Consider the following 25,434-nt stretch of genomic DNA (forward strand, 5'->3'; position numbering starts at 1 on the left):
CATGGATACAATCAGAGATGCCAGAACAGTTCTGGCAGAGTTTTCGAAAGCAGGAGATCAGGTGGTCAACACCAGGATGACCAGGGCCGTGGAGTACGCCACGGGAGGGCGGTGAGTCCTCAAGTGAGAAGACCATGACCCTAGACAAGATTGCTCAGGCCTATACCGACTGGGTGGCCTACGAAACCAATCCAAGCCCAGAACTGAAAGACCAGCTGGCCAGGCTTAACGAGCGCCCGACAGCGGAAGCCGATCGCTTCTTCGCCGACCTCGTCAAGAAGTACAGCGAGGCCACTGATGTGTTCTGGATTCAACAGGCCATCGCTTACGCTCAAAGCGCCACAGACAAGGCTGTTGCTCAGCAGTATTTGGAACAGCTCCTGTCAGATTACTCCCGCTATGGCGTGCTGGGACCCGTCCTCAATACAGCGTGCAGCCGCCTGGGGATGATCGCCAAGTACCCAAATCAGGTACTCGCCCAGACGATCGAGGCCGAACATCCAATCTCCTATCCGGGGGAAGAGATCGTCATTTTCGGCCTTCGGACGGCAGCTTACGGCGGGTACATCATGACGGTGGCGGGCTTCCAACCCGGCTTTGACGCAGGTCAGGCCATGAAAGCCAGTCAACGTCGGCCAACGTTGGCCCAGGCGGAAGAGGTGATTGCCAAGTGGCGTGCCGCGCATCCTGGGAGCAAACCCTCCAAAAGCTAAGCGGGTGCGCTTGAGCCGATCGGCAGCTCGCAACCGCCCAATCACGGCCTGGCACACGCACCACAGCGATGCCCTGCTGGCTTTCGCATCCGCCGCTGCCGCCCCTCGTCTTTCCGCTCAAAATTATTGACAGACCTTCTGAGACGGCTCACGAGAGCTACACACGCTCTCCCGTTACACGCCTACTACACGCAAGAAGCGCCTGAGTGGATTTCTCCCTCAGGCGCTTCTTGTTTCTGCCGTCTAGGACGGCTTCAAATTGGTGGAGGCTTGGGGATTCGAACCCCAGACCCTCCGCTTGCAAAGCGGATGCTCTCCCGCTGAGCTAAGCCCCCTCAGCGGGCGTAAGGTTACCAGAGGTGAGGCCGCTTGGCAACCCCCACCCACAGGCATAGGCCAATGCGCCCTCCCAAACTCCAGCCAGAGCCGCTAGCATGGGCCATGTTTCGCCGTTCCCACGCTGCGTTTTCCCGGCTTCCCACAGGGGTCTGGCCTGCGGGTGGTCTGCTGGTGGGCGGCGCGGCGCGGGATACGTTGCGAGGAGTGACACCCGGAGATTACGACTGGGCTGTACCTCATCCGGCAGAGGCAGCCAGTGCCCTGGCCCAGGCTCAGGGCGGCTCGGCCTTCCCGCTGGATCAGGAGCGGGGATATTGGCGGGTTCATCTGCCGGGCAGCGTTCAGCATGACTTTGTGCCACTGCCGGATGACCTGACTAGCGATCTGCTGAGGCGAGATTTCACGGTCAATGCGCTGGCACTGGACGAGGCCGGGCGGTGGCATGACCCCACGGGCGGGCAGGCTGATCTGCGGGCGCGGCGGCTGCGAATGGTCTCGGCGCACAACCTGCACGCCGATCCCCTGCGGGCGTGGCGGGCAGCGCGGTTCGAGGTCACGCTGGGATTCCGGATGGACGCTGCCACAGAGCAGGCCGTGCGGCAGGTGGCCGCCGATCTATCTGCCCGCTGGCTGCCCCTGCCTGCGCCTGAGAGGGTGCGGGAGGAGTTGCACGCCCTTCTGGGCCACCGCGAGGCCGCACGGGGCCTGCTGAGGCTGGAGGAGCTGGGGCTGCTGGCCCTGACCGTACCGGAGCTTCGGGAAGGCATAGGCGTGGTTCAGGGCGGGTTTCATCATCTGGACGTGTTTGAGCACAACGTAGAAGCCCTGCACCAACTGCTGGCACGGTTTGCCGACGCGCCGTTGCCGCTGCGCTGGGCAGCCCTGCTACACGACGTGGGTAAGCCCCGCGCCTACGCTCTCAGTGACGGCCAAAACTTCTATGGGCACGACAAGTTGGGTGCCCAGATCACTCGGGAAGTGCTGGCGCGGCTGAAATTGCCCGCAGACGACACGGCGCGGGCCGCCTCGTTGGTGGGCGCACACATGCTGCCTCTGCCCCAGAACGATACCGAGGCGCGGCGATTTGTGCACCGTCGGCGGGCGCTGTTGCCCGATCTGCTGGCGCTGATGCTGGCCGACCGGGAAGCGGCGCGGGGGCCAAGCAGCAGCCCGGCTTCCCGCCACGCCTATGCCGCCGCCATCGACCGGGTCCTAGCCGCGCTGGAAGATCAGCCCGCCGCACCCAGACCCCTGCTGACAGGCACTGAACTCATGGCCCTGCTGGGCATCCAACCCGGCCCGGAGGTGGGGCAGGCCCTCCGGGCACTGAACGAGGCCGCTGCACTGGGCGACGTAAAAAACCCGGAAGAGGCCCGCGCTTTTGTGCAGAACTGGGCAAACCTTCCCCCCAGCGGATGAAGCTCCCGGAGTCCTCACAAATGAGAAAAACTTCATTTGATGTTGAGCTTTGGGGTATGCTGATTCACCATGCTCGCCGCCATCTCCCCCGAAGCTCGCCTCCGCCAGCCCATCACGCCCGACTGGGTCAAAAACGCCGTGTTCTACCAGATTTTTCCGGACCGATTCGCCCGCAGTGGGCGCGTCACGGGACTGAATCTGCAGACGTGGGGCGACCAACCCCATTTTCATAAATACATGGGCGGCGACCTGTGGGGCGTGATCGATAAGCTGGATCACATCGTGAGTCTGGGCGTCAACGCCATCTACTTCTGCCCAGTGTTCCAGTCGGCCAGCAACCACCGCTACCACACGCACGACTACTACCAGGTCGATCCGATGCTGGGCGGCAACGAGGCGCTGACGGCGCTGATCAAGGCCGCCCACGAACGCGGCCTGAAAGTGGTTCTGGACGGCGTGTTCAACCATGCCAGCCGGGGATTTTTCCAGTTCAACGACCTGCTGGAACAGGGCGACGCCAGCGCCTACCGCGACTGGTTCCACGTGGAAGGCTGGCCCCTATCGGCCTATGACGACGCCCGGCCTGCCGGATACCACGCCTGGTGGGGCAACCGCGCCCTGCCCAAATTCAATACCAGCAACCCCGCCGTGCGCGACTTTCTGTGGGACATCGCCGAATACTGGATCAAGCAGGGCGTGGACGGCTGGCGTCTGGACGTTCCCAACGAGATCGACGACGATTCCTTCTGGCAGGAGTTTCGCCGCCGCGTGAAGGCCATCAACCCCGACGCCTACATCGTGGGCGAGATCTGGGGCGACGCGCACCGCTGGCTTCAGGGCGATCAGTTCGACGCCGTCATGAACTACCATTTCACGCGACCCTGCCTGGCGTTTTTTGGCGCTCACACGCTGGATCACCCCATGAACGAGCGCAGCGGCACCGGCTTTGTGCCGCCCATGAGCGCCCCCGAATTCGGCCAGCGCATGACCGAGGTGACCCAGATGTATCACCCGGATGTGGTGGCTGCACAACTGAACCTGCTGGACTCGCACGACACGGCCCGCTACCTGACCGCCGTCGGAGGAGACGCCACCGCCTACCGCCTCGCCACCATCTTCCAGATGACCTACGTGGGCGCACCCTGCATCTACTACGGCGACGAGATCGGCCTGCCCGGTGGCCCCGACCCCGATTGCCGCCGCGCTTTCCCGTGGGACCGTCAGCAGGAGTGGGACACGGCCACGCTGAATCTGACCCGCCAACTGGTGCAGGCCCGCCATAGCACAGTGGCCCTGCGCCACGGCACGTTCGACGTGACCTATGCCCAGGGCGATCAGATCGCCTATACCCGCGCCCACAACGAAGGGAACGCTTACGTGGCCCTGAACTGCGCCCACCACGCCACCCGCATTCCGCTGACGGGGGTGCAGCCAGGCACCTACACCGATGTGCTCACGGGCCGCACACTGGAACTCGGCGGCAACACCGACATCGAGGTGCCCGCACGGGGCGGCGTGGTGCTGATACCTGCGCGGGCAGAGGGAACTGTCTGAGGGTCAAGCGCTGAGGGTCTGGGGGTCTAAGGAAGGGCAATCGCTGACACTTATCAACCCCCAAAGCGAGAAGGTGTGAAAGGCCCACGAAATACACTGTTTTTTGCAACCAGAGGGGGCGACAAGGTCAACACCAAGTCGCCCCATATCTTTGCCCTATACCCTTCAGCCCTTAGATCAAGCGCCGAGAAAAACCAGATCAGTGCAGGGGCACATGCCCCGGAAAGCCGATCAGCCAGTCGAGCAGGTCGCCCACCATGGCCGACGCCGTGACCATGCCGCCTGCGCCGCCACCCGCGAAAATCAGGGTGCCGCTCTCCTCTCCCTCGTAGACCAGCGCATTTCGGCTGTCTCCGGCGGTGCACAGCGGGTGCGTGTCGGGCAGGCTCTGGGGCGAGACGGTCGCTTGCCACTCGCCGTCCACTTTCACCAGTTCGGCCACCAGCTTGATGCGTTCGCCGCGTTCACGGGCCGCAGCAATATCGGCCAACGTCACGTTCTCGATTCCAGTGACCTGTACGGCACTGAAAGGGTAGTTGCCGTCGGCGCTGAAGCGGGCCAGCACGGTCAGTTTGTGGGCCGTATCGAAGCCGCCCACATCCAGCGTCGGTGGGTCTTCGGCGTAGCCCAACGCCTGAGCTTCGGCCAGGGCAGCGGCGTACTCCCGGCCCGCTTCCATCTGGGTCAGGATGTAATTGCAAGTTCCGTTCAGGACGGCCTGAAGGCCCACAAAGGTGCTGGCCCGCAGTACGGTACTCATCGGGCCGATCACAGGTGTTCCGGCCATCACGCTGGCTTCGTAGTACAGGCGGCCAGCCAGTGCATGGTCACGCAGATCGTCCCAACGTTCGGCCAGGAGCGCCTTGTTGGCCGTAATCACGGGCCGCCCGCTCCTGAGGTAAGGGGCCAGGAGTTGCAGCGGACGGTCGATGCCGCCCAGACATTCCATGACCACCGCACATTCCTGCAAAAAGGCGGGATCGTTGGTCAGGGTGATACCCGCTGGAATATCGCGCACGCGGGCCTGATCGCGCACCAGCACACCCGCAACCACCACTTCTACACCCAGATTGTCAAAGATGTCTTTGCGCTTTTGCAGCAGCCGCAAGACGTTTTCGCCCACGGTTCCACAGCCCAACAAGCCCACGGTCACGGTTCTCATGGCGTGAATGTAACGCAGGCACGGGACGGGGGCCGGGGGGTGGGATAGGTGTGGGGCCAAAAGCTGGGGGCGATATACCCCCCTCTTGTTGCTCCCCATCTTGACTTTGCGCTCAGTCGTCTAGTTGCCCGGACGCTACACTGGGTTCATGTTGCCCGTGTCAAGAACTTGTCTGCCTTTCCGTATTCCGCCGTGGTCATCTGCCGCGCGGCCTGAGTCCATCACGTGAGGTCTGAAGCATGAGTGGCCGTCTGGAAGAACTGGCGGCTGAATTCAGCATGGTGGAGCGGGCATTGGGCGATCCGGCGATGTTGGCTGAACCCCGCGAATACGCCCGCCTGACCCGCCGCCACCGCGAACTGACGCCGCTGGTCACGCTGCTCCGGGAGCGCGACAGCCTGACCACCGACCTCGCGGGCGCCCGCGAATTGCTGGCCGATCCAGATATGCGCGAACTGGCGGCAGGAGAAATCGAGAGTCTTACAGCGCGGCTGGCAGGCATCGAAACCGATCTGGAAGTGTTGTTGCTGCCCACCGACCCGGACGACGGCAAGAATGTGATTCTGGAGCTGCGGGCCGGGGCGGGCGGAGCCGAAGCGGGCCTGTTTGCCACCGACCTGCTGCGGATGTACACCCGCTACGCCGAGGGCGCGAACCTGAAACTGAACGTGCTGGACGCCTCCGAAAGCGATTTGGGCGGCGCGAGCAAGGTGGTGGCCGAAATTACGGGCGACTTCGCCTACCGCGCCTTCAAGTGGGAACGGGGCGTTCACCGCGTTCAGCGCGTGCCCGCCACCGAATCGGCGGGGCGGATTCATACCAGCACCGTGACGGTGGCTGTCTTGCCCGAAGTCCAGCAGGATGAGGTGCATCTCGATCTCTCGGAAGTACGGATTGATGTGTACCGCTCTCAGGGCGCGGGCGGGCAGGGCGTGAACACCACCGACAGCGCGGTGCGGGCCGTGTACCGCGCAGGCACGCCCGACGAGATCATGGTGGTCTGTCAGGATGGCCGCAGCCAGATCAAGAACCGCGAAAAGGCCCTGATCGTGCTGGCATCGCGTCTGGCCGAGCGTGAACGGGCCGCCCGTGAGGAACGCGAACGCTCGGAGCGGGCGTCGCAGGTGGGCAGCGGAGACCGATCCGAAAAAATCCGGACTTACAACTATCCTCAGAACCGCGTGACCGACCACCGGCTGGAGGGCGACACCAAAAACTTTGCGCTGGACAGCGTGATCGAGGGCCAGTTGGCTCCGGTGGTGGCGGCCCTCGCACGGGCCGAGCGCGAGCGGCAACTGGTCGAAATGGGCAGCCGCGATACAGGTAGGCAGCCGGACGGACAGTATGGCGCGGCGTGATCTGCTGGTCGCGGCAGGTATTTTGCGAGATCGGTTCGGAAGGGTGCTGTTGGTCGGCAACGACTGGCAGGGGCATGGGCGTGTGCGCCACACCCTCCCCGGCGGCGTCGTGGAACCCGGCGAAACCCTGCCCGAAGCCCTTTACCGCGAAATCATAGAAGAAACGGGCCTGAAACTGACCGGAATCAAGCACATGGCCTACACCGTGCATATCGAGGATGAGCGCCGGGGAGAACGCGCCATTGCCGTGGCCTTCGAGGCCACCTGGGAGGGGCTGCTGAACCCCGCCGACCCGGACGGCTTCATTGTGGAGGCCAAATTCTGCTCACTGGAGGAGGCGCTGGACAAACTGGATTCACCGCCGATGCGTGAGCCGCTCAGCGATTACCTGAAGACCGGGGAGCCGGGGCGCTTCTACGCCTTCAAAGGTTGGGATGGGCGCGGGGGACTACGGATTCCGGCCCTGAAGGCCAAAGTCTAAGAATCAGACAGAGGCCCGTCTTCGCCCTGTTGTCCTGCAACTGCACAGGACTGCGGGACACAGCGGAGGACGGAACTTAAGGCAGGCAAAAAGCTTGAAGTCTCGACCAGATCGAAGCGCCGCCCCTTCTTCAGGGACGGCGCTTGCCCTTGCCCAGCTTGCTCATTTTCAGCCTCAGAGCTGACGCACCAGAATCGGCGTGGTGGTGGGCTGTTCGCTTCCGCCCGTGGGTTCCACGCTCACGGCGATGGTGGCCCCGGCTTCCAGCCCATTGATCAGGATGCCCTGCCCGTCAAACACTCCCAGCGAGGCGGGTTTGCCCCCCACGATCTGCCACAACTGATAGACGCGGCCCGTGTCGGCGGCACTGGACAGGTAGAGGTAAGCGCGGCCATCCGGCAGGCGCACCAGTTGCCCCAGATTCTGTCCGTCGGCGGCAACCGTTTCGGTCACTGCGCCGGGCGTGCGGGCATATTGGCTGACCGGGTCGGCAGGGCGCAGCAGCAGGACGGCGGTTACGGCGGCGGCCAGTCCCAGCGTGCCCAGCAGCGGCCACAGGGGGCGGCGGGCCGGTGCAGCAGAGGCCTGAGCCTCGGGAGCCTGCCCAGCAACGTCTTCTGTCTTCAGGAGCAGCGGGGAGGCAGCCATGCCGCCAGCACCTCGTTCGGCGTGCAGCCGGGCCATCAGGCGGTCCTCGGCTCCAGCAGGCACGGGAGTATCGGGCAGGGATTCGCTCAGGGCCACCAGCGCCGCAAGGTCAGCGTCCAACTGCGCCCGGAGGGCCGGGTCGGCTTCTATGGCCGCCCGAACGCGCACTTCTTCTTCAGGGGGCAAGATGCCCAGGGCATAGGCGGTCAGTTGATCCTGATCAATGGTCACGCGTGTTCACCTCCTCAAGAGCGCAAACTGAAAGCACATAGGGAAAATGGGGCGGAAGAGGGAGGAGTGGAGTCAAGCTCCCGACTCTGGGTGGGCAGATTGAGCAGGAACGGCCAAAGCGGAGCGCATGCGGTCAAGGGCCAGCCGCAATCTCGATTTTACAGTGCCAATGGGTAACCCTGTCAGTACCGCCAACTCGCTGTGCGAATGTCCCTGATAGTAGGCCAGCTCCACGAGGTGCCGTTGGTTAGCATCGAGGACATTCACAGCGCGGGAGGCCAGAATCCGGTCAGTGGGATCGCTGGCTGCCACGGGGGCATCCCAGTCTTCTATCTCCAGCGGGGTATCGGGGCGGTCTCGCAGCTCCTGCAAAAAGCGGTGGTGGGCGATACTGACCAACCAAGTCTTCACGCTGGCACGGGCAGAATCGAAACGGGCGGCATGCTTCCAGGCATTCATGAAGGCGTCCTGTACGCAGCTTTCCACATCGTCGGGTTGCCGGAGCATCCGGGTTCCCAGCGCATACAGCAGGCGCGAATGCCGGGAGTGCAGTTCTCTGAAAGCGTCCTCGTCACCCTGAGCCATGCGGGCGATCAGGGCCTCGTCGGGCGGATCAGGGATTGGACTGGGGGAGGTCATAGATTCGGAATGCAGCCTAACAGCCCAGCAGCCGAATCCTATGTATGCACTTCTACGCTGATCTTAACCTGTACTGAAGAGCCTGAAAGCTCAGGCCTGGGGAGCGCGGGGCGTCACGGCGCTAGGGGCGACAGCGGCGGCGACAGGTTGAACATCCATCACCACGGGCGCAGGCACAGACTCACGCAGACCGCCGTCCAGTTCGGCCTTCAGGCCAGCCGTACCTTTGCGGAATTCGCGCAGGCCGTTGCCCAGGCTTTTGCCCAGTTCCGGCAGTTTGCGGGGGCCAAAGACCACCAGGGCGACAATCAGAATCAACAGAATTTCAGCGGGGCCGATGTTGGGCATAGGGATGACCTCTTTGGGAAAGCCGCGGAAAACGGCCAGAGAAAGGTATGAAGTTGGAGGCCGCCAGGACTACACGGCCTCCAGACAGTGCCGGACTTCTGAATTCTGGTGCTTAAGCCTTGATCAGTGGCCCGACGATAGCCAACGTTTCTTCCATCGTCAGGGGAGTCCACAGCGCGGTGGGCGTGGGCGAGTAGTTGGCATCGAAGTCGGCAGCGGCGGGGCTGGTGGGCTTGGCGTCACTCTGGGGCGCGATGGCCGTCTGGCGCGTGGGGGCCGAGTTGTAGCCCAGGTACACGCGCAGTTCCTGAATGCCCGAAACGTGGTTGGCTTCGACGGCCAGAATGCTGGCGGCGGCGGTCAACACAGCGCCGTTCTGAACGCTGGCGGCCTGCCCGAGGTATGCACGCACGCCCACAGGCTCGATGCTGGCGGCCAACTGCAAGAACACCTGATCATTCACGCCGCTGCCGTCACCGATCAGGGGGCTGAAATCGAAGGTGGGCTTGGCGACCGGCGTACCGCCCAAAGTGCGGATGGTGGCCGAGAGGCCGTCCACATGTGCCCGCTCATGGCTGGCGAGTTGCTTGGCGTATTCCTTCACGCGCAGGTTGGTCAGCTTGCCTGCCAGCGCACCCGTATCGAAGGCCGTGTAGAACTCGGTCTCCAGATATTCCAGGGTCAGCGCGTAGTTCAGGATGGCGAGGTCCTGGGCCACGCTTTTGGTGGCGGGGCTGGTGGCAGCGAGGGCCGAGAGGTTCAGGCTACCCAGCGTAACTGCGCCCGCAGCGGTCAGGCCAGCGGTTTTCAGAAAGGAACGGCGGGCATTGGGAGTGGTGGTCATGTGGGACTCTCCTTGATGGGGATCAGGTGTGGGTTAAAACGGCGGCCAGACTTCGGGGCCAGTGATCGAATGATGGATTGACTTGATGACTGGGTTACTTGATGACTGGGCCAACGATTGCCAGCACCTGCGCCATCGTCAGAGGAGTCCAGAACGCCGTGGGCGTGGGCGAGTAATCCGCGTTGAAGTCGGCCACATTGGTGCTGCTGGGGTTGGCGTCGCTCTGGGGCGCGATATTGGTCTGACGGGTGGGGTTCTTGTGGTATCCCAGCGCCACACGCAGCTCCTGCACACCCGAAACGTGGTTGGCTTCTACCGCATGAATGGCAGCGGCGGCGGAAATCAGTTCGGGGTTGCTGAGGCGGGCCACTTGGCCGAGGTAGGCACGCACGCCCACGGGTTCGATGGTGGCGGCCAACTGCAAGAAAGTCATGTCGTTCTGGCCGCTGCCGTCTCCGATCAGGGGGCTGAAATCGAAGGTAGGCTTGGCAACCGGCGTGCCGCCCAGCTTGCTGATCGTGGCGGAGAGGGCTTCCACGTGGGCCTGCTCATGGCTGGCGAGTTCTTTGGCGTATTCCTTGGTGCGGGGGTTGGTCAGCTTGGCCGCCAGCGGGCCGCTGCTGAAGGCCGTGTAGAATTCGGCTTCCAGATATTCGAGGGTCAGCGCGTAGTTCAGAATTTCAAGGTCCTGCGCCGCGCCGCCGCCCATCGTGTTGCCCATGCTGCTGCTCATGCCCATGCTCGGGGCGCACGAAACCAGCGCGAGGCCTGCGCCGAACAGTCCAGCGTAGCCGAGGAACGAACGACGTGAGTTGGGGGTTTCAGGGGTAGGGGTGGGCGTGGTGTGCATGTCTTCCATAGGGGTGACCTCCAACAAAGATTCCTGTCTGCGCCTGCCCGGAGCGGCCTCCGGTGAGCAGAGAGGCGGGCGTCGAGCCGCGTAGCCCGCCTAAGCGGGGCCAGATGTGGCGCTCACCCAGTTGTATGCAGGGCGGGGTGAATTGGATCACCTGACCTAAATTGCCGACCCAGCCCGTGAAGAAGTGGTGAAGGACTGGCGACGGCGGTTGAGAGTTGGGTACGGCATACAAAAGTCAGAGGGCTGATCGGCCCAGAAGGGCATGCGCTTCATTCACGTCACCGCAACCCAGCCTCCTTCCTGCGAAGCTGTGACAGACAGGCAACTTCACTCACGGCGACAGGCCGTTCTGACCAGTCCGCTCAACAGGTCCAGAAGCGCGTAGGCCACACATCAGATGCACGGCACCTCGACGGGTCTCGACGCTCTTTTGATCGCCCTATTCGCCTACAACCTCAGGCTTTCCCTGCCTGTATGACCTCAAAGTCACTCCCTGTATCCACCCTCACCGACTGGCGGGGTACACTGCCCGCCGTGTCAGACGCCTCCCCTCCCCTGCTGTTTACCGCCACCCCCGGACGCCTCGATACGGTGCTCTCCGTTCTTGCGGGGGCCAGCCGTTCTCAGGTGGCCGCGTGGATCGGGGGCGGGCACGTACAGGTCGGCGGTCAGACCGCATCCAAAGCCAGCCTGAAACTGCGCGGCGGCGAGAGCCTGAGCGTGAATGTGCCGCCGCCGCCACCCTCGCAAGTCGAGGCCGAACATGTACCGCTGGACGTGCTGTACGAAGACGAATTCATGATTGCCGTCAACAAACCCCCCGGCATGGTCACGCACCCGGCCCCCGGCGTGTACACGGGCACGCTGGTCAATGCGCTGTTGGGCCGCTTTACGCTGCCGCAGCAGGAGGGATTCGACGAGGAGGGTGGTTACCGTCCGGGCATCGTGCACCGGCTGGACCGCGAAACCAGCGGCGTGATCGTGGTCGCCAAAACTGTGCAGGCCCACGCAAAGCTGGCCGCCAGTTTCAAAGACCGCGAAACCCGCAAAGTGTATCTGGCGATTGCCGCCGGAAGCTGGAAGGCCGATCATCCGGTGCAGTTGGACGCCCCGGTTGGCCGCCACCCTATCCAGCGTCAACGCATGACCGTGGGCGGCGCACACCCCCGCGAGGCCCAGACGGTTTTTGCGCCCCTGAGTGCCCACCCGGACGGACACGGTCGCACGCTGGCGCTGGTCCGGGCCGCGCCGCGCACTGGCCGCACACATCAGATTCGGGTGCATCTGGCCCACCTCGGCAGCCCGATTCTGGGCGATACCGTGTATGGCCGCCCCAGCGAACTGATCTCGCGCCACGCCCTGCACGCCCAATTTCTGACCCTGCCGCACCCGGCCACCGGGCAACCCCTGCACCTGCACGCCCCCGCCCCCGACGATATTGTTGGCGCGTGGATCGCCGTGGGCGGAAACCTGCCGATTGGTCTGGAACGGGATTAACCGCAAATCCTGACTACAAACCTATTTGGATTCTAGAAATTACACCAGCCCATTGCCTATAGTCACCGTTGCTATAGGCAATTTCGCGTATTCCCTATAAATCAGACTCTGGTAGGATGAAAGACTGCTGTCAACTCTCTGCTGGTGCGATTGTGCTGAATCTGTACAGTGCTCAATACCTCTAAACACCTGCTCTGGTCTGTTCGAGGAGTGCTACGAACCAAGACACGCCGGTCATTCCTATGCCTGCCGATATTGACAGCCTTGCCGCCTGGGCTGATGCACAGTTGGAGGCACACTGGCAGACCATCCTGACCGAGTACCGCGCCAAATTGGACACGGCTTATGCCAGAGCCGGGGATATGGCCTACGGCACGTATCAGCAACTCCTCTTCCGGCCCATCAAGCGGGCGCTGCGGGAGGCAGGCTTGGGCACTCAGCCGCCTCTGCCCGGCGACTTTTCACAGTCACGCGAGTGGGGCAACGCTGACGAAACCCACCAGGAACGCTGGATGTGGAGCGTGGTCAGAGGGCCGGACGGCACACCGCTGGGAACGCTGGTACACATCGTGCCGCACGACCACAGCCAATTTCGGATTCCCCAACGCCCCAGCATCTTTGGCCTGACCCAGACGGATTTACCCGACATAGAGGCGGCGCTGAGTGAGTTGTCGGCGCACTTTGCAGCGGCCCAACCCTTTCACGAGTGGTACGGCGGGTATCTGGTCGGGCAGAAAAAGTCGTAGAACATTAATAATAATTAAACCTGTTGTGGAACCGTTTTCACATTTTTCTCAAAAAGACTGGGGGGATCGGGTCAGCGTGATCCGGTTCATTTCTGCACATCAAGGAGCGACATGGCGGATCAGCAGTTCATCCAGATTCGGGGCGCACGCGAGAACAACCTCAAAAATGTTTCGCTGGACATTCCCAAGCACCGAATCACGGTGTTCACGGGCGTATCAGGGTCGGGCAAATCGTCGCTGGTCTTCGATACCATCGCTGCCGAGGCCCAGCGCCAGCTCAACGAGACGTTTACGGCCTTCGTACAGGGGTTCATGCCGCATTACGGCCAGCCCGACGTGGATTCCATCGAGTTTCTGAACGCGCCCATCATCATCAACCAGAAGCGCATCGGCGGCGGCTCACGCTCCACGATGGGCACCTATACCGATATTTCTGCATTGCTGAGGCTGCTGTTTTCGCGTGTGGGTCAGCCTTACGCGGGGCCAGCCTTCGCCTTTTCCTTCAATACGCCGCAGGGGATGTGCCCCGAATGCGAGGGCATCGGCAAAACCGTGCAGCTTGACCTGAATGCGTTTCTGGACCGCAGCAGATCGCTGAATGGCGGCGCGATTCTACACCCCGATTTCAAGGTGGGCAAGTTGCTGTGGAAAAGCTACGCCCTCTCCAACCAGTTTGACCTTGATAAACCTGTGCAGGACTACAGCGAGGCTGAATTACACGCCCTGCTGCACGGCGACGGCGCGGGCGTCGATCTGGGCATGGGCTATCTGAAATACGAGGGTCTGGTAGACCGATTTGACCGCATGTACCTCAAGAAGGATGCGGGGGCCATGTCCGAGCGCAACAAGGCGGTGTTCGAGCAGTTCGTGAATACTCAGACCTGCCCGGTCTGCGGGGGCGCACGGCTGAACGAGGCGGCGCTGAACTGCCGCATCGACGGGCGCAACATCGCAGATTGGTCTGATCTGGAAGCCACCGAACTGATCGGCGTGCTGCAAGACCTCAGCGACCCGGTGGCGATCAAGGTGGCCGCCAAACTGCGCGAACGCGTTCAGCACCTCATCGATATCGGCCTCGGCTACCTCAGCCTCAGCCGCGAAACGGCCACGCTTTCGGGCGGCGAATCGCAGCGCATCAAGATGATCCGGCACCTCGGCAACAGCCTGACCGACATGCTGTACATCCTTGACGAACCCAGCGTGGGCCTGCACGCCCGCGATGTGGCCCGCCTGACGGGTCTGCTACGCCAACTGCGCGACAAGGGCAACACGGTACTGGTCGTCGAACACGACCCGGACGTGATCGCGGTGGCCGATCACATCGTGGACATCGGGCCGCACGCAGGCACGCACGGCGGCGAGGTGGTGTTTGAAGGTTCGGTGGAACAGTTGGGGCAGACCGACACTCTTACAGGGCGGTTTTTGCGCCAGCACCTGCCCATCAAGACCGAGGTACGCCGCGCCACCGGACACCTCAGGATCGAGGGGGCGACCCTCAACAACCTGAAAAACGTGTCGGTGAACGTGCCCACGGGCATTCTGACGGTGGTGACAGGCGTGGCAGGCTCGGGCAAAAGCACCCTGATCAACGATGTGTTTCTGGCCCAACATCCCAACGCAGTCGTCATCGATCAGGCCCGCGTGGGAGCCAACAGCCGCTCGGCCCCGGCCACCTATACGGGCATCATGGACGACATCCGGCAGGCGTTTGCCAAAGCCAACGGGGTCAGCGCCTCCCTGTTCAGCTTCAATTCCGAGGGCAGTTGCCCGGAATGCAGCGGGCTGGGCGTCATTTATACCGATCTGGCCTTTATGGAAGGCATGACCACCCGCTGCGAAGCCTGCGGCGGCAAACGCTTTAAGCCCGAGGTGCTGGACTACCACCTGCGCGGCAAAACCATCAGCGACGTGCTGGAAATGACTGCCGAGGAAGCGCTGACCTTTTTTACCGAAAAGAAGGTGCGGGCTGTGGTGCAGGCCATGAACGACGTGGGTCTGGGCTACCTGAAGCTGGGGCAACCGCTGAGCACGGTGTCGGGCGGCGAGGGCCAGCGCCTGAAACTGGCGACCGAACTGCACAAACAGGGCAGCGTCTACGTGATGGACGAGCCGACCACCGGGCTGCACCTCTCGGATATCGGCCTGCTGATGAGCATGATCGACCGCCTCGTAGACGCCGGAAACACCGTCATTCTGATCGAACACCATCTGGACGTGATCCGGCAGGCCGACTGGATCATCGATCTGGGGCCGGAGGGTGGCAGCGCGGGCGGTGAAGTGCTGTTTGAAGGCCCACCTGCCCTGCTGGCCGAATTGGAGCGCAGTATCACGGGGCAGTTTATTTGAGATCAACCTGAACTCACCCCCATCTGGGAGAGGTTGCCTTCCGGGTGACTTCTCCTCTGCCGAACTGCGGGTAGAGAGATCACCGGGGAAACGTTCACACCCGAGAGGAAGAAGTCATTTGATTCCGTCCTGGACGTGCGACCGCCTGAGCCAGAAGCACATAGAGTTCATACCCTTCACCCCCCCCCTTGCGATTTTCCTAAAAGCCGTGTATAGTTTCAATTCGTGCGCCGCTTAGGAAGTGCCTAGCGGCTGGAAGGTGCCCCCACATTCAGGACATGCTGCCGATCAAAGGCATTTGCGAGTCACTGGGGCTGTGCTTTCCCGAAAGGACTACAAATGAACTTTGATCAATTGATCGCGCCCGAACTCGTGGCGCGCCTCGCTGAACGTGGCATTACCGAAGCAAGCCCTATTCAGGCAGAAACCCTGCCCCATACCCTTGCTGGCAAGGACCTGATTGGCCGCGCCCGCACCGGCACCGGCAAGACGCTGGCCTACGCGCTGCCTATCATCATGAAGCTGGACCCCAGCCGTGATCGTGGCCGCGTTCCCCGCGCCATCATCGTGGCCCCCACCCGCGAACTTGCCAAGCAGGTTGCAGAAGAGTTCAGCAAGACGGGCAGCGACCTCGTCACCGTCACCGTGTACGGCGGCGCCGCCTACGCTCCTCAGGAAAATGCACTGCGCCGTGGCGTGGACATCGTGGTGGGCACTCCAGGCCGCCTGATCGACCACCTCGAGCGCGGCAACCTCGACCTGAGCGGCATTGAATTTGCCGTGCTGGACGAAGCCGACGAGATGCTGAGCGTGGGCTTTGCCGACGCCATCGAAACCATTTTGCAGCGCACGCCTCCTACCCGCCTGACCCAGCTGTTCAGCGCCACCCTGACCGACGACATCCGCCGGATTGCCCGTCAGTACCTGCGTGAGCCTGTGCTGGTGGACCTCGTGGGCGAAGGCAAGAGCCAGGCCGCGCAGACCGTGGAGCACCTGAAGGTCAAGGTGGGCCGCAGCCGGACCCGCGTGCTGGCCGACCTGCTGACCGTGTACAACCCCGAAAAAGCCATCGTGTTTACCCGCACCAAGCGCGAAGCCGATGAACTGGCGATGGAACTGATCCACCGTGGATTGGAAGCCGAAGCCCTGCACGGCGACCTGGCCCAGAGCCAGCGTGAACGCGCCCTCGGTTCCTTCCGTAACGGACGGGCTGGCGTGCTGGTAGCAACCGACGTGGCTGCCCGTGGCCTCGACATCCCCGAGGTCGATCTGGTGGTTCAGTACCACCTGCCCCAGGACCCCGACAGCTACATTCACCGTTCGGGCCGTACGGGCCGCGCAGGACGTACCGGCACCGCCATCGTGATGTACGGCGACCGTGACGGACGCGAAATGAACGGTCTGGAGCGCGTGACGGGCGTGCGCTTTATCGAGCGTCCCCTGCCCACCCCCAAGGAAGTGCAGGCTGCGAGCGCCAAGGCTTCTGCCGATATCGTCCGCAAGGTCGATCCCGCCGCAGCCAACACCTTCCAAGCCGAAGCCGAGCGCCTGTTCAGCGAACTGGGCCTTGAAGCACTGGCCCGCGCCCTCGCCAAGATCAGCGGCGTCAGTGAGCCTGTGAAGGCCGCCAGCCTGCTCAGCGGTGAAGAAGGTCTGACCACCATCATCCTGCACGCCGAGCGCATGAGCGTTCCCCGCGCTGTGGCCGTCATTGCTCAGAACTGCGACGCCGATACGCGCCGCCTGGGCCGTGTCCGTCAGTGGCGTGGCGGTGCTGTGGCCGACGTGCCCAGCGAATACGTCGCCAAGCTGCTGGCTGCCAGCCCTCTGGGCGGAGAAGTCGGCGTGGAAGTGGCGCAGGAACTCCCCGAGCTGTTTGAAGCCCCCACCCGTGAAGGACGTCAGGGCGGCTATCAAGGCGGCAACCGTGGCAACCGTGATGAAGGCGGCTACCGTGGACGCGGCCAGAGCAGCGGCGGCTATCAGGGTGGCGGACGCAGCCAGAGCAGCGGCGGCTATCAGGGTGGCGGACGCAGCCAGAGCAGCGGCGGCTACCAGGGCGGCGGACGCAGCCAGAGCGGTGGCGGACAGGGCGGCTACCAGCAGCGCGGCGCACAGGGCGGACGCCCCCGCGAAGACTTCGCAGATCGCGAATTCGTTCCTGCCGGACGCTGAGTCCTAGAATTTCAGACGAGTGCCCCTGCCGAAAGGTGGGGGTATTTTTTGTGCGAGGTGGAGAAAACGCCGCCTCCATTCCACTCCCATCTGACCAACTCGCCGCAATACCCTTGACCCTGACCCCCAACAAACGCCCGTTTGTGTCCCGGCCCGTAACGCCCACGCCCCCGCTGTGATCTAGACGCGCCTTGACCCGTGCCCCCTACAGACCGTAGGGTAAGTCTATGAGTGCGTTCCGTATCGTGGTAGTACTTCTTGGTTTCGGGGGTTGTGTCCGAGGCTGAGCGCTACCGCGTGCCACCACACACCCCCGCCCAAGCGACAGGGCGGGGGATTTTTTGTTCAGCAGCAGGTCGGGACAGCAACCAGAGAAAGGCAGGATCTTCAAGGGAGGCACACAGATGACGCACAGCAGCGGGCAGGACGCAGATCAACACGGTGCAGGGCAGCAGGATCCGGCAGCAGGACACGAGTTGGACCGGGGCAGCATGACGGGGGCAAAAGCTCTGTGGGCCACCCTCGCCAATCACGGCATCAGCACGGTGTTCGGGTATCCGGGCGGGGCAATTATGCCCGTGTACGACGCGCTGACCTTCTATCCTGAGGTGCGCCATGTGCTGGCCCGCCACGAGCAGGGCGCGATTCACGCTGCCGAAGGCTGGGCCAAAGCCACCGGAGAAATCGGCGTGTGTATCGCCACTTCCGGCCCCGGCGCGACCAATCTGGTCACGGGGCTGGCCGACGCCATGCTGGATAGCGTGCCCCTGCTGGCAATCACGGGTAACGTGGCACGGCACCTGATGGGCACCGACGCCTTTCAGGAAGCCGATATCACGGGCATCACGCTGCCGATCACCAAACATAACTACGTGGTACGCGAGGTCGAAGAACTGCCCCGCGTGATTGCCGAGGCCATCCGCATTGCCCGCAGTGGCAGACCCGGCCCGGTGCTGGTGGACATTCCCAAAGATATTCAGTTGGCGGCCTATCACGGCGAGGTGGCCTACCCGCACGCCCGCCCCGAGCATCCCGCCCCCAAGCCCGAAGCGATTGCGCGGGCCAAAGAACTGCTGCTGGCCGCCAAAAAACCCGTGATCATGGCGGGCGGCGGCTCGCTGGATGCCAGCGCCGAAATCACGGCTCTCGCCCGTGCCTGGGATATTCCCGTGATTACCACCCTGATGGGCCTGGGCGCGTTTCCTTCTTCCGACCCGTTGTGGCTGGGCATGCCCGGAATGCACGGCAGCGTGGCCGCCAACCGCGCCATCAGTGAAGCCGACGTGTTGCTGGGCATCGGCCTGCGCTTTGATGACCGCGTGACGGGCCGCGTGAACGGCTTTGCGCCCAACGCCGCCATCATTCATGTGGAACTGGACGCCGCCGAGATCGGCAAGATCGTGCGGGTGGGTGTGCCCGTGCGCGGAGACGCCACCGTGGCCGCCCGGATGCTGACCGAGGGCGCATACAAGCTAGATTTACCCGACTGGCACGCCCAGATTGAGGAATGGAAGACCCGCACCGTGACGCCCACCGAATGGAGCGCCGGATTCGCCGTGAAGTCGGTGGTGGACCGCCTGCGTCCCGACGACATCCTGAGCAGCGATGTGGGCCAACACCAGATGCTGGCCGCGCAACTGGCCCGCTTTGAAAAACCGCGCCGCTGGATCAATTCGGGCGGACTGGGCACGATGGGCTTCGGCTTTCCGGCAGCCATCGGCGCGGGTATGGCCGAACCCGGCGTCACCAGCGTAGTTATTGCGGGCGACGGCGGATTTCAGATGACCTTGCAGGAACTGGCGACCCTCAAGATGTACGACATTCGCAACGTCAAAATCTGCATCATCAACAATTCTTTTCTGGGCATGGTGCGCCAGTGGCAGGAACTGTTCCACGAGAAGCGCTACAGCGAGGTGTGGCTGGGCGACTCCAACCCCGACTTCGTGAAACTGGCCGAAGCCTACGATGTCCCCGGCTACCGCGCCAGCAACGCCGAAGAACTGCCCGGCATGATTGACGCGTGGCTGGCAGATCCCAAATCGGCCCTGCTGGAAATCGTGGTGCCGCACGAACACGGCGTCTTCCCGATGGTTCCGGCAGGCGCAGCCCTCTACGAGATGATCGAAACCGAGCCACCCCGCAAGCAGCCCACGCCTGACCTGTCGGCAGAGATGATGGCGGCAGCCGAGGAGGCCAAGAACGCATGAACGAACATACCCTGACCGATCAACCCAAAGATCACCTCGTCTCGGCACTGGTGCGCGACGAACCCCGCGTGCTGACCCGGATCACGGCCCTGTTCGGGCGGCGCGGTTACAACATCCGCAGCCTGAGCGTGGGGGCCACGGAGCATCCCGGCCTCTCCCGCATGACCTTCGTGGTTACGGGAGACCGGGGCGTGGTGGAACAGGCCATGCGCCAGCTGGAAAAACTGCATGACGTGGTGCGGATCATCGACCACAGCCTCGAAAAATTTGTAGACCGCGAACTGGTGCTGGTCAAGGTCGCCATTTCGCCCGACAGCCGGGTCGAGGTGCGTCAGATTGCCGAAGATTTCCGCAGCCGGATCGTGGATGTGGGCCGCCACGCCCTCACCTTTGAAGTGACGGGCGATGAGGGCAAGATCACCGCCTTTATTGAGCAGATGCGCCCGTTCGGGATTCTGGAAACCATGCGAACGGGCCGCATTGCCCTGACACGCGGCAGCAACGCCGATATTCCCAGCCACGTCTACCACGACGGAGAAACTCAGACGCTGCGCCCAGCAGTAGAGAGTGTGGAACCCAGAGAAGAGCGGGCGCGGGACGTACCGAATCTGTTCTGAGTTTGGCGGATAACCCTCCCCGCTGCTGACGTAAGGTTGAATTTCTGGGTGAACCCCCCCGTTGCTGGCGCAACGCCCCCCCTTGAAGGGGAGGACAAGGGCTTATTGCTTTCCCTCTCTTGGGGGGGTTCTTCCCTTAGCCGCCCCTTACCTAGCCCACACTCCCCCACCCATCGCCTCAATACAGGAGAATCCACAAATGGCTGCAACGATGTTCTATGACCGCGACGTGTCTCTTTCCCCCATCCAAGACAAATTGATCGCCATTATCGGTTACGGCTCTCAGGCGCACGCACATGCGCAGAACCTGCGTGACAGCGGCCTGAACGTGGTCGTGGGCCTGCGCGAAGGCAGTGCGAGCAAGGCCAAGGCCGAGCAGGCGGGCCTGAAAGTGGTCAGCATCGAGGAAGCCACCCAGACCGCCGATGTGGTCATGCTGCTGATTCCCGATGAGAACCAGCCCAAAACCTACGCCGAGAGCATCGAGCCGCACCTGACCGCTGGCAAGGCGCTGGCCTTCGGACACGGCTTCAACGTGCACTTCGGGCGCATCAAGCCGCCCGCCGACGTGGACGTGTATCTGGTGGCCCCCAAAGGCCCCGGCCACATGCTGCGCCGCGTGTACGCTGACGGCGCAGGCATGCCCGGTATTTTTGCCGTGCAGCAGGACGCCACCGGCCACGCCCGCGACATTGCGCTGGCCTACGCACGCGGTATCGGCTGCACCCGCGCGGGCGTGCTGGAAACCACCTTCAAGGAAGAAACCGAAACCGACCTTTTTGGTGAGCAGAGCGTGTTGTGCGGTGGCGTGACCCACCTGATTCAGGCCGGATTCGAAACCCTGGTGGAAGCGGGCTATCAGCCTGAAATCGCCTACTTCGAGACCCTGCACGAAGTCAAACTGATCGTGGACCTGATCTACGAGAAGGGCTTCGAGGGCATGCGCCACAGCATCAGCAACACCGCCGAATTTGGCGACTACGTGACCGGGCCACGCATCATCACCGATGAGACCAAGGCCACCATGAAAGACGTGCTGACCGACATTCAGACCGGAAAATTCGCTGAACGCTTCATTGCCGATGCCGAAAGCGGCTTCCCGTACATGAACGAGCAGCGCGGCAAAATGCGGACGCACACGCTGGAAGTGGTGGGCAAGGAACTGCGCGACATGATGCCCTTCATCAGCAAGAAGGCGCTGGAAGTTTAAGCCTCAACCACAGCGTCATCCTCGGCCCGCCCGGAGCAATCTGAGCGGGCTTTTTGCGGCCTGCGGCCTGATTCGTTAAGCTGGCTCTGTGAAGACGAAGCCTATTCCTTTGGTCCTCCGTCAAGCAGAGGCACTGGCGTGGTGCGGGCAAACCAGCTGGAACCGGGGCCGTGAGTACATGCGGAGTATGACGGGCCTGACGGTCCAACCGAGCACCGCTGGACATGTCGCTGGAGATGCGCCCAGCCTGCGAATCGCGGGGGCCGCCTACGGGCAGGAACGCTATGAACTGTGGGCCACCTTGCAGGGCAGCAAAGTAACCGGCGCAAGGTGTAGCTGCCCGGTGGGAGGAAACGGGCGTTGCAAGCATATGGGAGCGCTGCTGGCACGGGCTGCCGGAGACGCCGCAGCTTTTGCTGTTCTGCCTGCCCTGAGCGAAGTGTTGGGAGCACTGGACGAAACGGCCCTCCGCGACCTGATCGCCGCCCTGGTAGACGCCGAGCCGCAGTTGTTGGCCTTCGTAATCGCCCGCTCGGCACGCCCTCCCACCGCAGAAGCCCCAACCGCTGAATTGGGGGCCGTTCGTATGGCGGTAGAAGCGGCCTTTGCCGCCATTCAGCGCATGTTTGATCCCTACGAGGATCAGGAAGAAGGCCCAGATGACCGCGCCCTTTGGGAAGCGATGCACGGCGCAGACCGCCTGCTCAGGCAATCCGCATCCCTCACGCCCAGTCAGGCGGCCTGGGCGCTGGAAGTCTATATTGCCGTGCTGGACGGAGTGGAAGAAACGTACAGCAACATGGATCTGGACTGGGGACTGGACGATGTGCAGGCCCACGCCTTCAGAGCCGTTCAGCAGTTGGTGAGGGGCGGCCACCTCAGCGACCACGCGAGGGCCGACGCTATCGAAACCATCCTCAGCGAAATTGCTTCTGATCGCGGCCACCTGCACGAGATCCAGCAGCTCCACGCCTTTGTGGAGGCCCTCGATGCGGGCGAACGGCAAGTTCTGCTCACGCTCCTCAGAGACCTGATGACCCGCGCGGCCCACGACTTCCAGCGCAGCCGATACGCCCGTGCCCTCGCTGAACTGACGGCCAACGACAACAACGTGAGCGACAAAGAACGTGAAACCCTGTTGCGGGCCAGCGCAGACATTCCTGCTTTGGCCGACTTTTTGCTGAAGCGTGGGCAACTTCAGGCCGTTCGGGACGCTCTCCAGAATCCCCAGTTGCGCGTCCATCTTCCCAGTCTGTCTCCAACTTTTGCGGCTCACGACCAGTTGCCCCTGCTGGAAGATCTGATGAGCCAGAATCTGGAGGTGGCAGGCATCCGGGAGTGGCTGTTTGAACGCTATGTCCAGACCCAGCGCCGGACCGGGGCGCACGCTCTGGCACTGGCCGCTGTGAAGGGCCGCCCGTCTGCCTTCTGGCTGGCGGCCCTCAAAAGCGTGTCAGCCGACTGGAACAGCGAACGCCCCGACATCATCGCCCGCATCTGGAAATCGGGGCAATACACCTCCACCCTGATGGCCTTCCTGCTGTCCGAGGAGCTGATTCAGGACGCTATTCAGTTGACCGCAGAACGGCAGGATGTTCCCGCCCAACAACTGGTGCTGCTGGCCGACGCACTGGCAAAAGAGGGGCAGACCCAGTGGGCCGCCGCACTGATCGAGCGGGCGGCCCAGCAGGGCATTGACCGCAAAAACCGGGGCGGCTATCAGGAGGCAGCAGAAATCCTCGGGCGGCTGAAGGGTTTGCTGGGCGCAGCCGAAAGCAGGGCACAGGTGCGCGAGATCATGAACCGTCATCCTCGCCTCAGCAGCTTCCGCAAAGCGTTGGAAGAAGCTGGCCTGCTCTGACGGCCCCATCACTCTCCCCTGCCGGGGCTACACCCGTGTAGACGTGTGGGGTTGCCTTCATTGTGTCCGCCCTGTACAGTCTCTCTATGCAAGTATCTGGCCTGCTTCTTCTTAGCGTTCCTCCGGTGGAGTGAGCGGCTAAGAACCGTGTCAGCCCCCGGAGGAACGCCCTCCGGGGGTTTTTCTTTGGCCCATTCCCTTCCTCCCTCTCAAGATCTCAAGGAGCCACCACCATGACGGATCAGACCCCAGCCACGCCCACCATCCAGCCCATCCGAATTTTTGATACGACCCTGCGTGACGGCGAGCAGTCTCCGGGAGTGGCGCTGAACCATACTCAGAAGCTGGAAATTGCCCACCAACTGGCGCGGCTGGGCGTGGACGTGATCGAGGCCGGGTTTCCGATTGCCAGCCCCGGCGATCTGGAGGGTGTGAGCCGCATCGCCCGCGAGGTGCGGGGGCCGATTATTGCCGGGCTGGCGCGTGCGGGCCGGGCCGACATCGAGGCCGCCGCCAAAGCCGTGGAACTGGCCGAGCGGCCCCGCATTCATACCTTTATCGCCACCAGCCCGATTCATATGTCCAAGAAATTGCAGATGGAACCCGACGCGGTGGTCGAGCGGGCCGTCGAAGCAGTTCGGCTGGCCCGCACTTTCGTAGACGACGTGGAATTCAGCGCCGAGGACGCCACCCGCTCCGACTGGCCCTTTCTGGCCCGGATTTTTAAGGCCACCGTGGAAGCGGGCGCAACCACCATCAACGTACCCGATACGGTGGGCTACACCACTCCCGAAGAAATGCGGGCGCTGTTTGCCTTCCTGAAGGGCGAATTGCCCGCACACGTGATCCTGTCGGCCCACTGCCACGACGATCTGGGCATGGCGGTTGCCAACTCCATCGCGGCGGCGCAGGGCGGGGCACGGCAGATCGAATGCACCATCAACGGAATTGGTGAGCGGGCGGGCAACGCGGCACTGGAAGAAATCGTGATGGCCTTCCATACCCGCAAGGATCATTACGGCTTTGAAACCGCCATCCGCACCCGCGAGATTTACCGGGCCAGCCGGATGGTCAGCCGCCTGAGCGGAATGCCGGTGCAGCCCAACAAGGGCGTGGTGGGCGACAATGCCTTTGCCCACGAATCGGGCATTCATCAGGACGGCGTGATCAAGGCCCGCGAAACCTACGAGATCATGAACGCCGAACTGGTGGGCCGTGAAGCCGCCGTCCTGGTGATGGGCAAGCACTCGGGCCGCGCCGCCTTCCGCAAAGCGCTGACCGACCTGGGCTACGACGTGGCCGAGGACCGCATCAAGGAAATGTTCGCCCGGTTCAAGGACCTGGCAGACCGCAAAGGTCAGATCTACGCCGATGATCTGCGTGCCCTAGTAGACAGCCGTACCGACGTTCCTCAGACCTTCGTGTTGGAGAAATTCCAGATTACCAGCGGCACGGATATGCAGCCCCTCGCCTACGTCCGCGTGACCACGCCCGACGGCCCCCGCGAGGCCACCAGCAGCGGTGACGGCGCAGTCGAGGCCATCTTCCACGCGCTGAATACGGTTACTGGCATTGCCCCGGAACTGGAGGTTTACCGCGTGCAGGCCGTGACCAAAGGCACCGAGGCACTGGGAGAGGTCAGCGTGAACACCCGGTACGGCGAGATCAGCATTCACGGCACGGGCGTTGCGCCCGATGTGGTGGAAGCCAGCGCCCGTGCGTGGCTGCGTGTGATCAATCAGATCGTGGCGGGCCTGGGCAAGAGCCGTCAGGTGAGTCAGACGACGGTGTAAGCCAGTCGGGGGGAGTGTAGATCGGGATTGCGCTTTCCCACGTTCCACGATCTACACTCCCCCATGTCAGCACCCATCCTAGAAGTCGCCATCCTCAACGTCATTCCGGGCCAGAACGCCGAATTTGAAGCTGCCTTCCGGGTGGCGCAGGGCATCATTTCGGGCATGGGCGGTTACGTGCGCCATACCCTTCAGCGCTGTATCGAGCGGCCCAGCGAATACGTGTTGCTGGTGTGGTGGGACTCTCTGGAAGCCCATACAGTGGGCTTTCGGGGCAGCCCAGAGTATGCCCAGTGGCGGACGCTGCTGCACCATTTTTACGATCCGTTTCCCACGGTGCTGCATTACGGCGCAGTGGAAGGTATCCCCACCTGATGTGAATTTGGA

At 62.9% G+C, this 25,434-nt stretch carries 21 protein-coding genes and 1 tRNA gene; 15 read left to right on the top strand and 7 right to left on the bottom strand.

Features of this window, described 5'->3' with window-relative positions:
- Positions 1-134 precede the first annotated feature (134 nt).
- A complete protein-coding gene (locus F561_RS0101475; RefSeq protein ID WP_019008159.1) occupies positions 135-713 on the top strand; it encodes a hypothetical protein in 579 nt (192 codons plus the stop codon).
- A 260-nt stretch (positions 714-973) separates the two neighbouring features.
- Here the strand turns inward: F561_RS0101475 and F561_RS0101480 are convergent.
- Positions 974-1,048: transfer RNA gene (locus F561_RS0101480), tRNA-Ala, on the bottom strand.
- 106 nt (positions 1,049-1,154) lie between these two features.
- Between F561_RS0101480 and F561_RS0101485 the strand changes: the two genes are divergently transcribed.
- Positions 1,155-2,471, top strand: a complete 1,317-nt coding sequence (locus tag F561_RS0101485; protein WP_019008160.1) for an HD domain-containing protein — start codon at positions 1,155-1,157, stop codon at positions 2,469-2,471.
- Positions 2,472-2,540: 69 nt separating this feature from the next.
- The gene (locus tag F561_RS0101490) at positions 2,541-4,025 is read left to right on the top strand and encodes an alpha-amylase family glycosyl hydrolase (protein ID WP_019008161.1); all 1,485 of its coding nucleotides are present in this window, start codon (positions 2,541-2,543) and stop codon (positions 4,023-4,025) included.
- Between the two features lie 199 nt (positions 4,026-4,224).
- On the opposite strand, the gene F561_RS0101495 is transcribed toward F561_RS0101490, so the two are convergent.
- Positions 4,225-5,187, bottom strand: a complete 963-nt coding sequence (locus F561_RS0101495; RefSeq protein WP_026298512.1) for a homoserine dehydrogenase — start codon at positions 5,185-5,187, stop codon at positions 4,225-4,227.
- A gap of 239 nt (positions 5,188-5,426) precedes the next feature.
- Between F561_RS0101495 and prfA the strand changes: the two genes are divergently transcribed.
- Positions 5,427-6,545: a peptide chain release factor 1 gene (gene prfA, locus F561_RS0101500; protein WP_019008163.1), complete on the top strand. Its 1,119-nt coding sequence runs from the start codon at positions 5,427-5,429 to the stop codon at positions 6,543-6,545.
- On the top strand, positions 6,532-7,026 hold the full coding sequence (locus tag F561_RS0101505) for an NUDIX hydrolase (RefSeq protein ID WP_019008164.1): 495 nt from the start codon (positions 6,532-6,534) through the stop codon (positions 7,024-7,026). The genes prfA and F561_RS0101505 overlap by 14 nt, the downstream gene beginning before the upstream one ends.
- A gap of 174 nt (positions 7,027-7,200) precedes the next feature.
- Here the strand turns inward: F561_RS0101505 and F561_RS0101510 are convergent, their stop codons facing one another.
- The 5 genes from F561_RS0101510 to F561_RS24505 form a co-directional block, all read right to left on the bottom strand.
- Positions 7,201-7,905, bottom strand: coding sequence for an anti-sigma factor (locus F561_RS0101510; protein WP_019008165.1), 705 nt, complete (start codon positions 7,903-7,905; stop codon positions 7,201-7,203).
- Between the two features lie 72 nt (positions 7,906-7,977).
- Positions 7,978-8,544, bottom strand: a complete 567-nt coding sequence (locus F561_RS0101515) for an RNA polymerase sigma factor (RefSeq protein ID WP_019008166.1) — start codon at positions 8,542-8,544, stop codon at positions 7,978-7,980.
- A 90-nt stretch (positions 8,545-8,634) separates the two neighbouring features.
- Positions 8,635-8,892 (bottom strand): Sec-independent protein translocase subunit TatA/TatB, encoded by a 258-nt coding sequence (locus tag F561_RS0101520; RefSeq protein ID WP_019008167.1) that lies wholly within the window; start codon positions 8,890-8,892, stop codon positions 8,635-8,637.
- Between the two features lie 112 nt (positions 8,893-9,004).
- Positions 9,005-9,736, bottom strand: a complete 732-nt coding sequence (locus F561_RS26965; protein WP_019008168.1) for a ferritin-like domain-containing protein — start codon at positions 9,734-9,736, stop codon at positions 9,005-9,007.
- Positions 9,737-9,830: 94 nt separating this feature from the next.
- Positions 9,831-10,595, bottom strand: a complete 765-nt coding sequence (locus F561_RS24505; protein ID WP_019008169.1) for a ferritin-like domain-containing protein — start codon at positions 10,593-10,595, stop codon at positions 9,831-9,833.
- Positions 10,596-11,069: 474 nt separating this feature from the next.
- Between F561_RS24505 and F561_RS0101535 the strand changes: the two genes are divergently transcribed.
- The 10 genes from F561_RS0101535 to F561_RS0101580 all read left to right on the top strand — a co-directional run bounded on the left by F561_RS0101535 (position 11,070) and on the right by F561_RS0101580 (position 25,422).
- The gene (locus F561_RS0101535; RefSeq protein WP_019008170.1) at positions 11,070-12,092 is read left to right on the top strand and encodes an RluA family pseudouridine synthase; all 1,023 of its coding nucleotides are present in this window, start codon (positions 11,070-11,072) and stop codon (positions 12,090-12,092) included.
- 242 nt (positions 12,093-12,334) lie between these two features.
- A complete protein-coding gene (locus F561_RS24510) occupies positions 12,335-12,838 on the top strand; it encodes a DUF6022 family protein (protein WP_019008171.1) in 504 nt (167 codons plus the stop codon).
- A gap of 111 nt (positions 12,839-12,949) precedes the next feature.
- Positions 12,950-15,184 (top strand): ATP-binding cassette domain-containing protein, encoded by a 2,235-nt coding sequence (locus F561_RS0101545; protein ID WP_019008172.1) that lies wholly within the window; start codon positions 12,950-12,952, stop codon positions 15,182-15,184.
- A gap of 339 nt (positions 15,185-15,523) precedes the next feature.
- On the top strand, positions 15,524-17,359 hold the full coding sequence (locus tag F561_RS0101550) for a DEAD/DEAH box helicase (protein ID WP_019008173.1): 1,836 nt from the start codon (positions 15,524-15,526) through the stop codon (positions 17,357-17,359).
- Positions 17,360-17,850: 491 nt separating this feature from the next.
- Positions 17,851-19,566, top strand: a complete 1,716-nt coding sequence (ilvB, locus tag F561_RS0101555; RefSeq protein ID WP_051096800.1) for a biosynthetic-type acetolactate synthase large subunit — start codon at positions 17,851-17,853, stop codon at positions 19,564-19,566.
- Positions 19,563-20,183, top strand: coding sequence for an acetolactate synthase small subunit (gene ilvN / locus F561_RS0101560; protein ID WP_019008175.1), 621 nt, complete (start codon positions 19,563-19,565; stop codon positions 20,181-20,183). The genes ilvB and ilvN overlap by 4 nt, the downstream gene beginning before the upstream one ends.
- Positions 20,184-20,382: 199 nt before the next feature.
- Entirely contained in the window at positions 20,383-21,393 is a 1,011-nt protein-coding gene (gene ilvC / locus F561_RS0101565; RefSeq protein ID WP_019008176.1) for a ketol-acid reductoisomerase, read from the top strand.
- An 88-nt stretch (positions 21,394-21,481) separates the two neighbouring features.
- Entirely contained in the window at positions 21,482-23,254 is a 1,773-nt protein-coding gene (locus F561_RS0101570; protein WP_157451470.1) for an SWIM zinc finger family protein, read from the top strand.
- 233 nt (positions 23,255-23,487) lie between these two features.
- A complete protein-coding gene (locus tag F561_RS0101575; RefSeq protein ID WP_019008178.1) occupies positions 23,488-25,047 on the top strand; it encodes a 2-isopropylmalate synthase in 1,560 nt (519 codons plus the stop codon).
- Positions 25,048-25,110: 63 nt separating this feature from the next.
- Positions 25,111-25,422 carry an antibiotic biosynthesis monooxygenase family protein gene (locus tag F561_RS0101580; RefSeq protein ID WP_019008179.1) on the top strand — a complete coding sequence of 104 codons (312 nt, stop codon included), beginning with the start codon at positions 25,111-25,113 and terminating at the stop codon, positions 25,420-25,422.
- Positions 25,423-25,434 lie beyond the last annotated feature (12 nt).

This window comes from Deinococcus aquatilis DSM 23025 (assembly GCF_000378445.1).
Lineage (GTDB): Bacteria > Deinococcota > Deinococci > Deinococcales > Deinococcaceae > Deinococcus > Deinococcus aquatilis.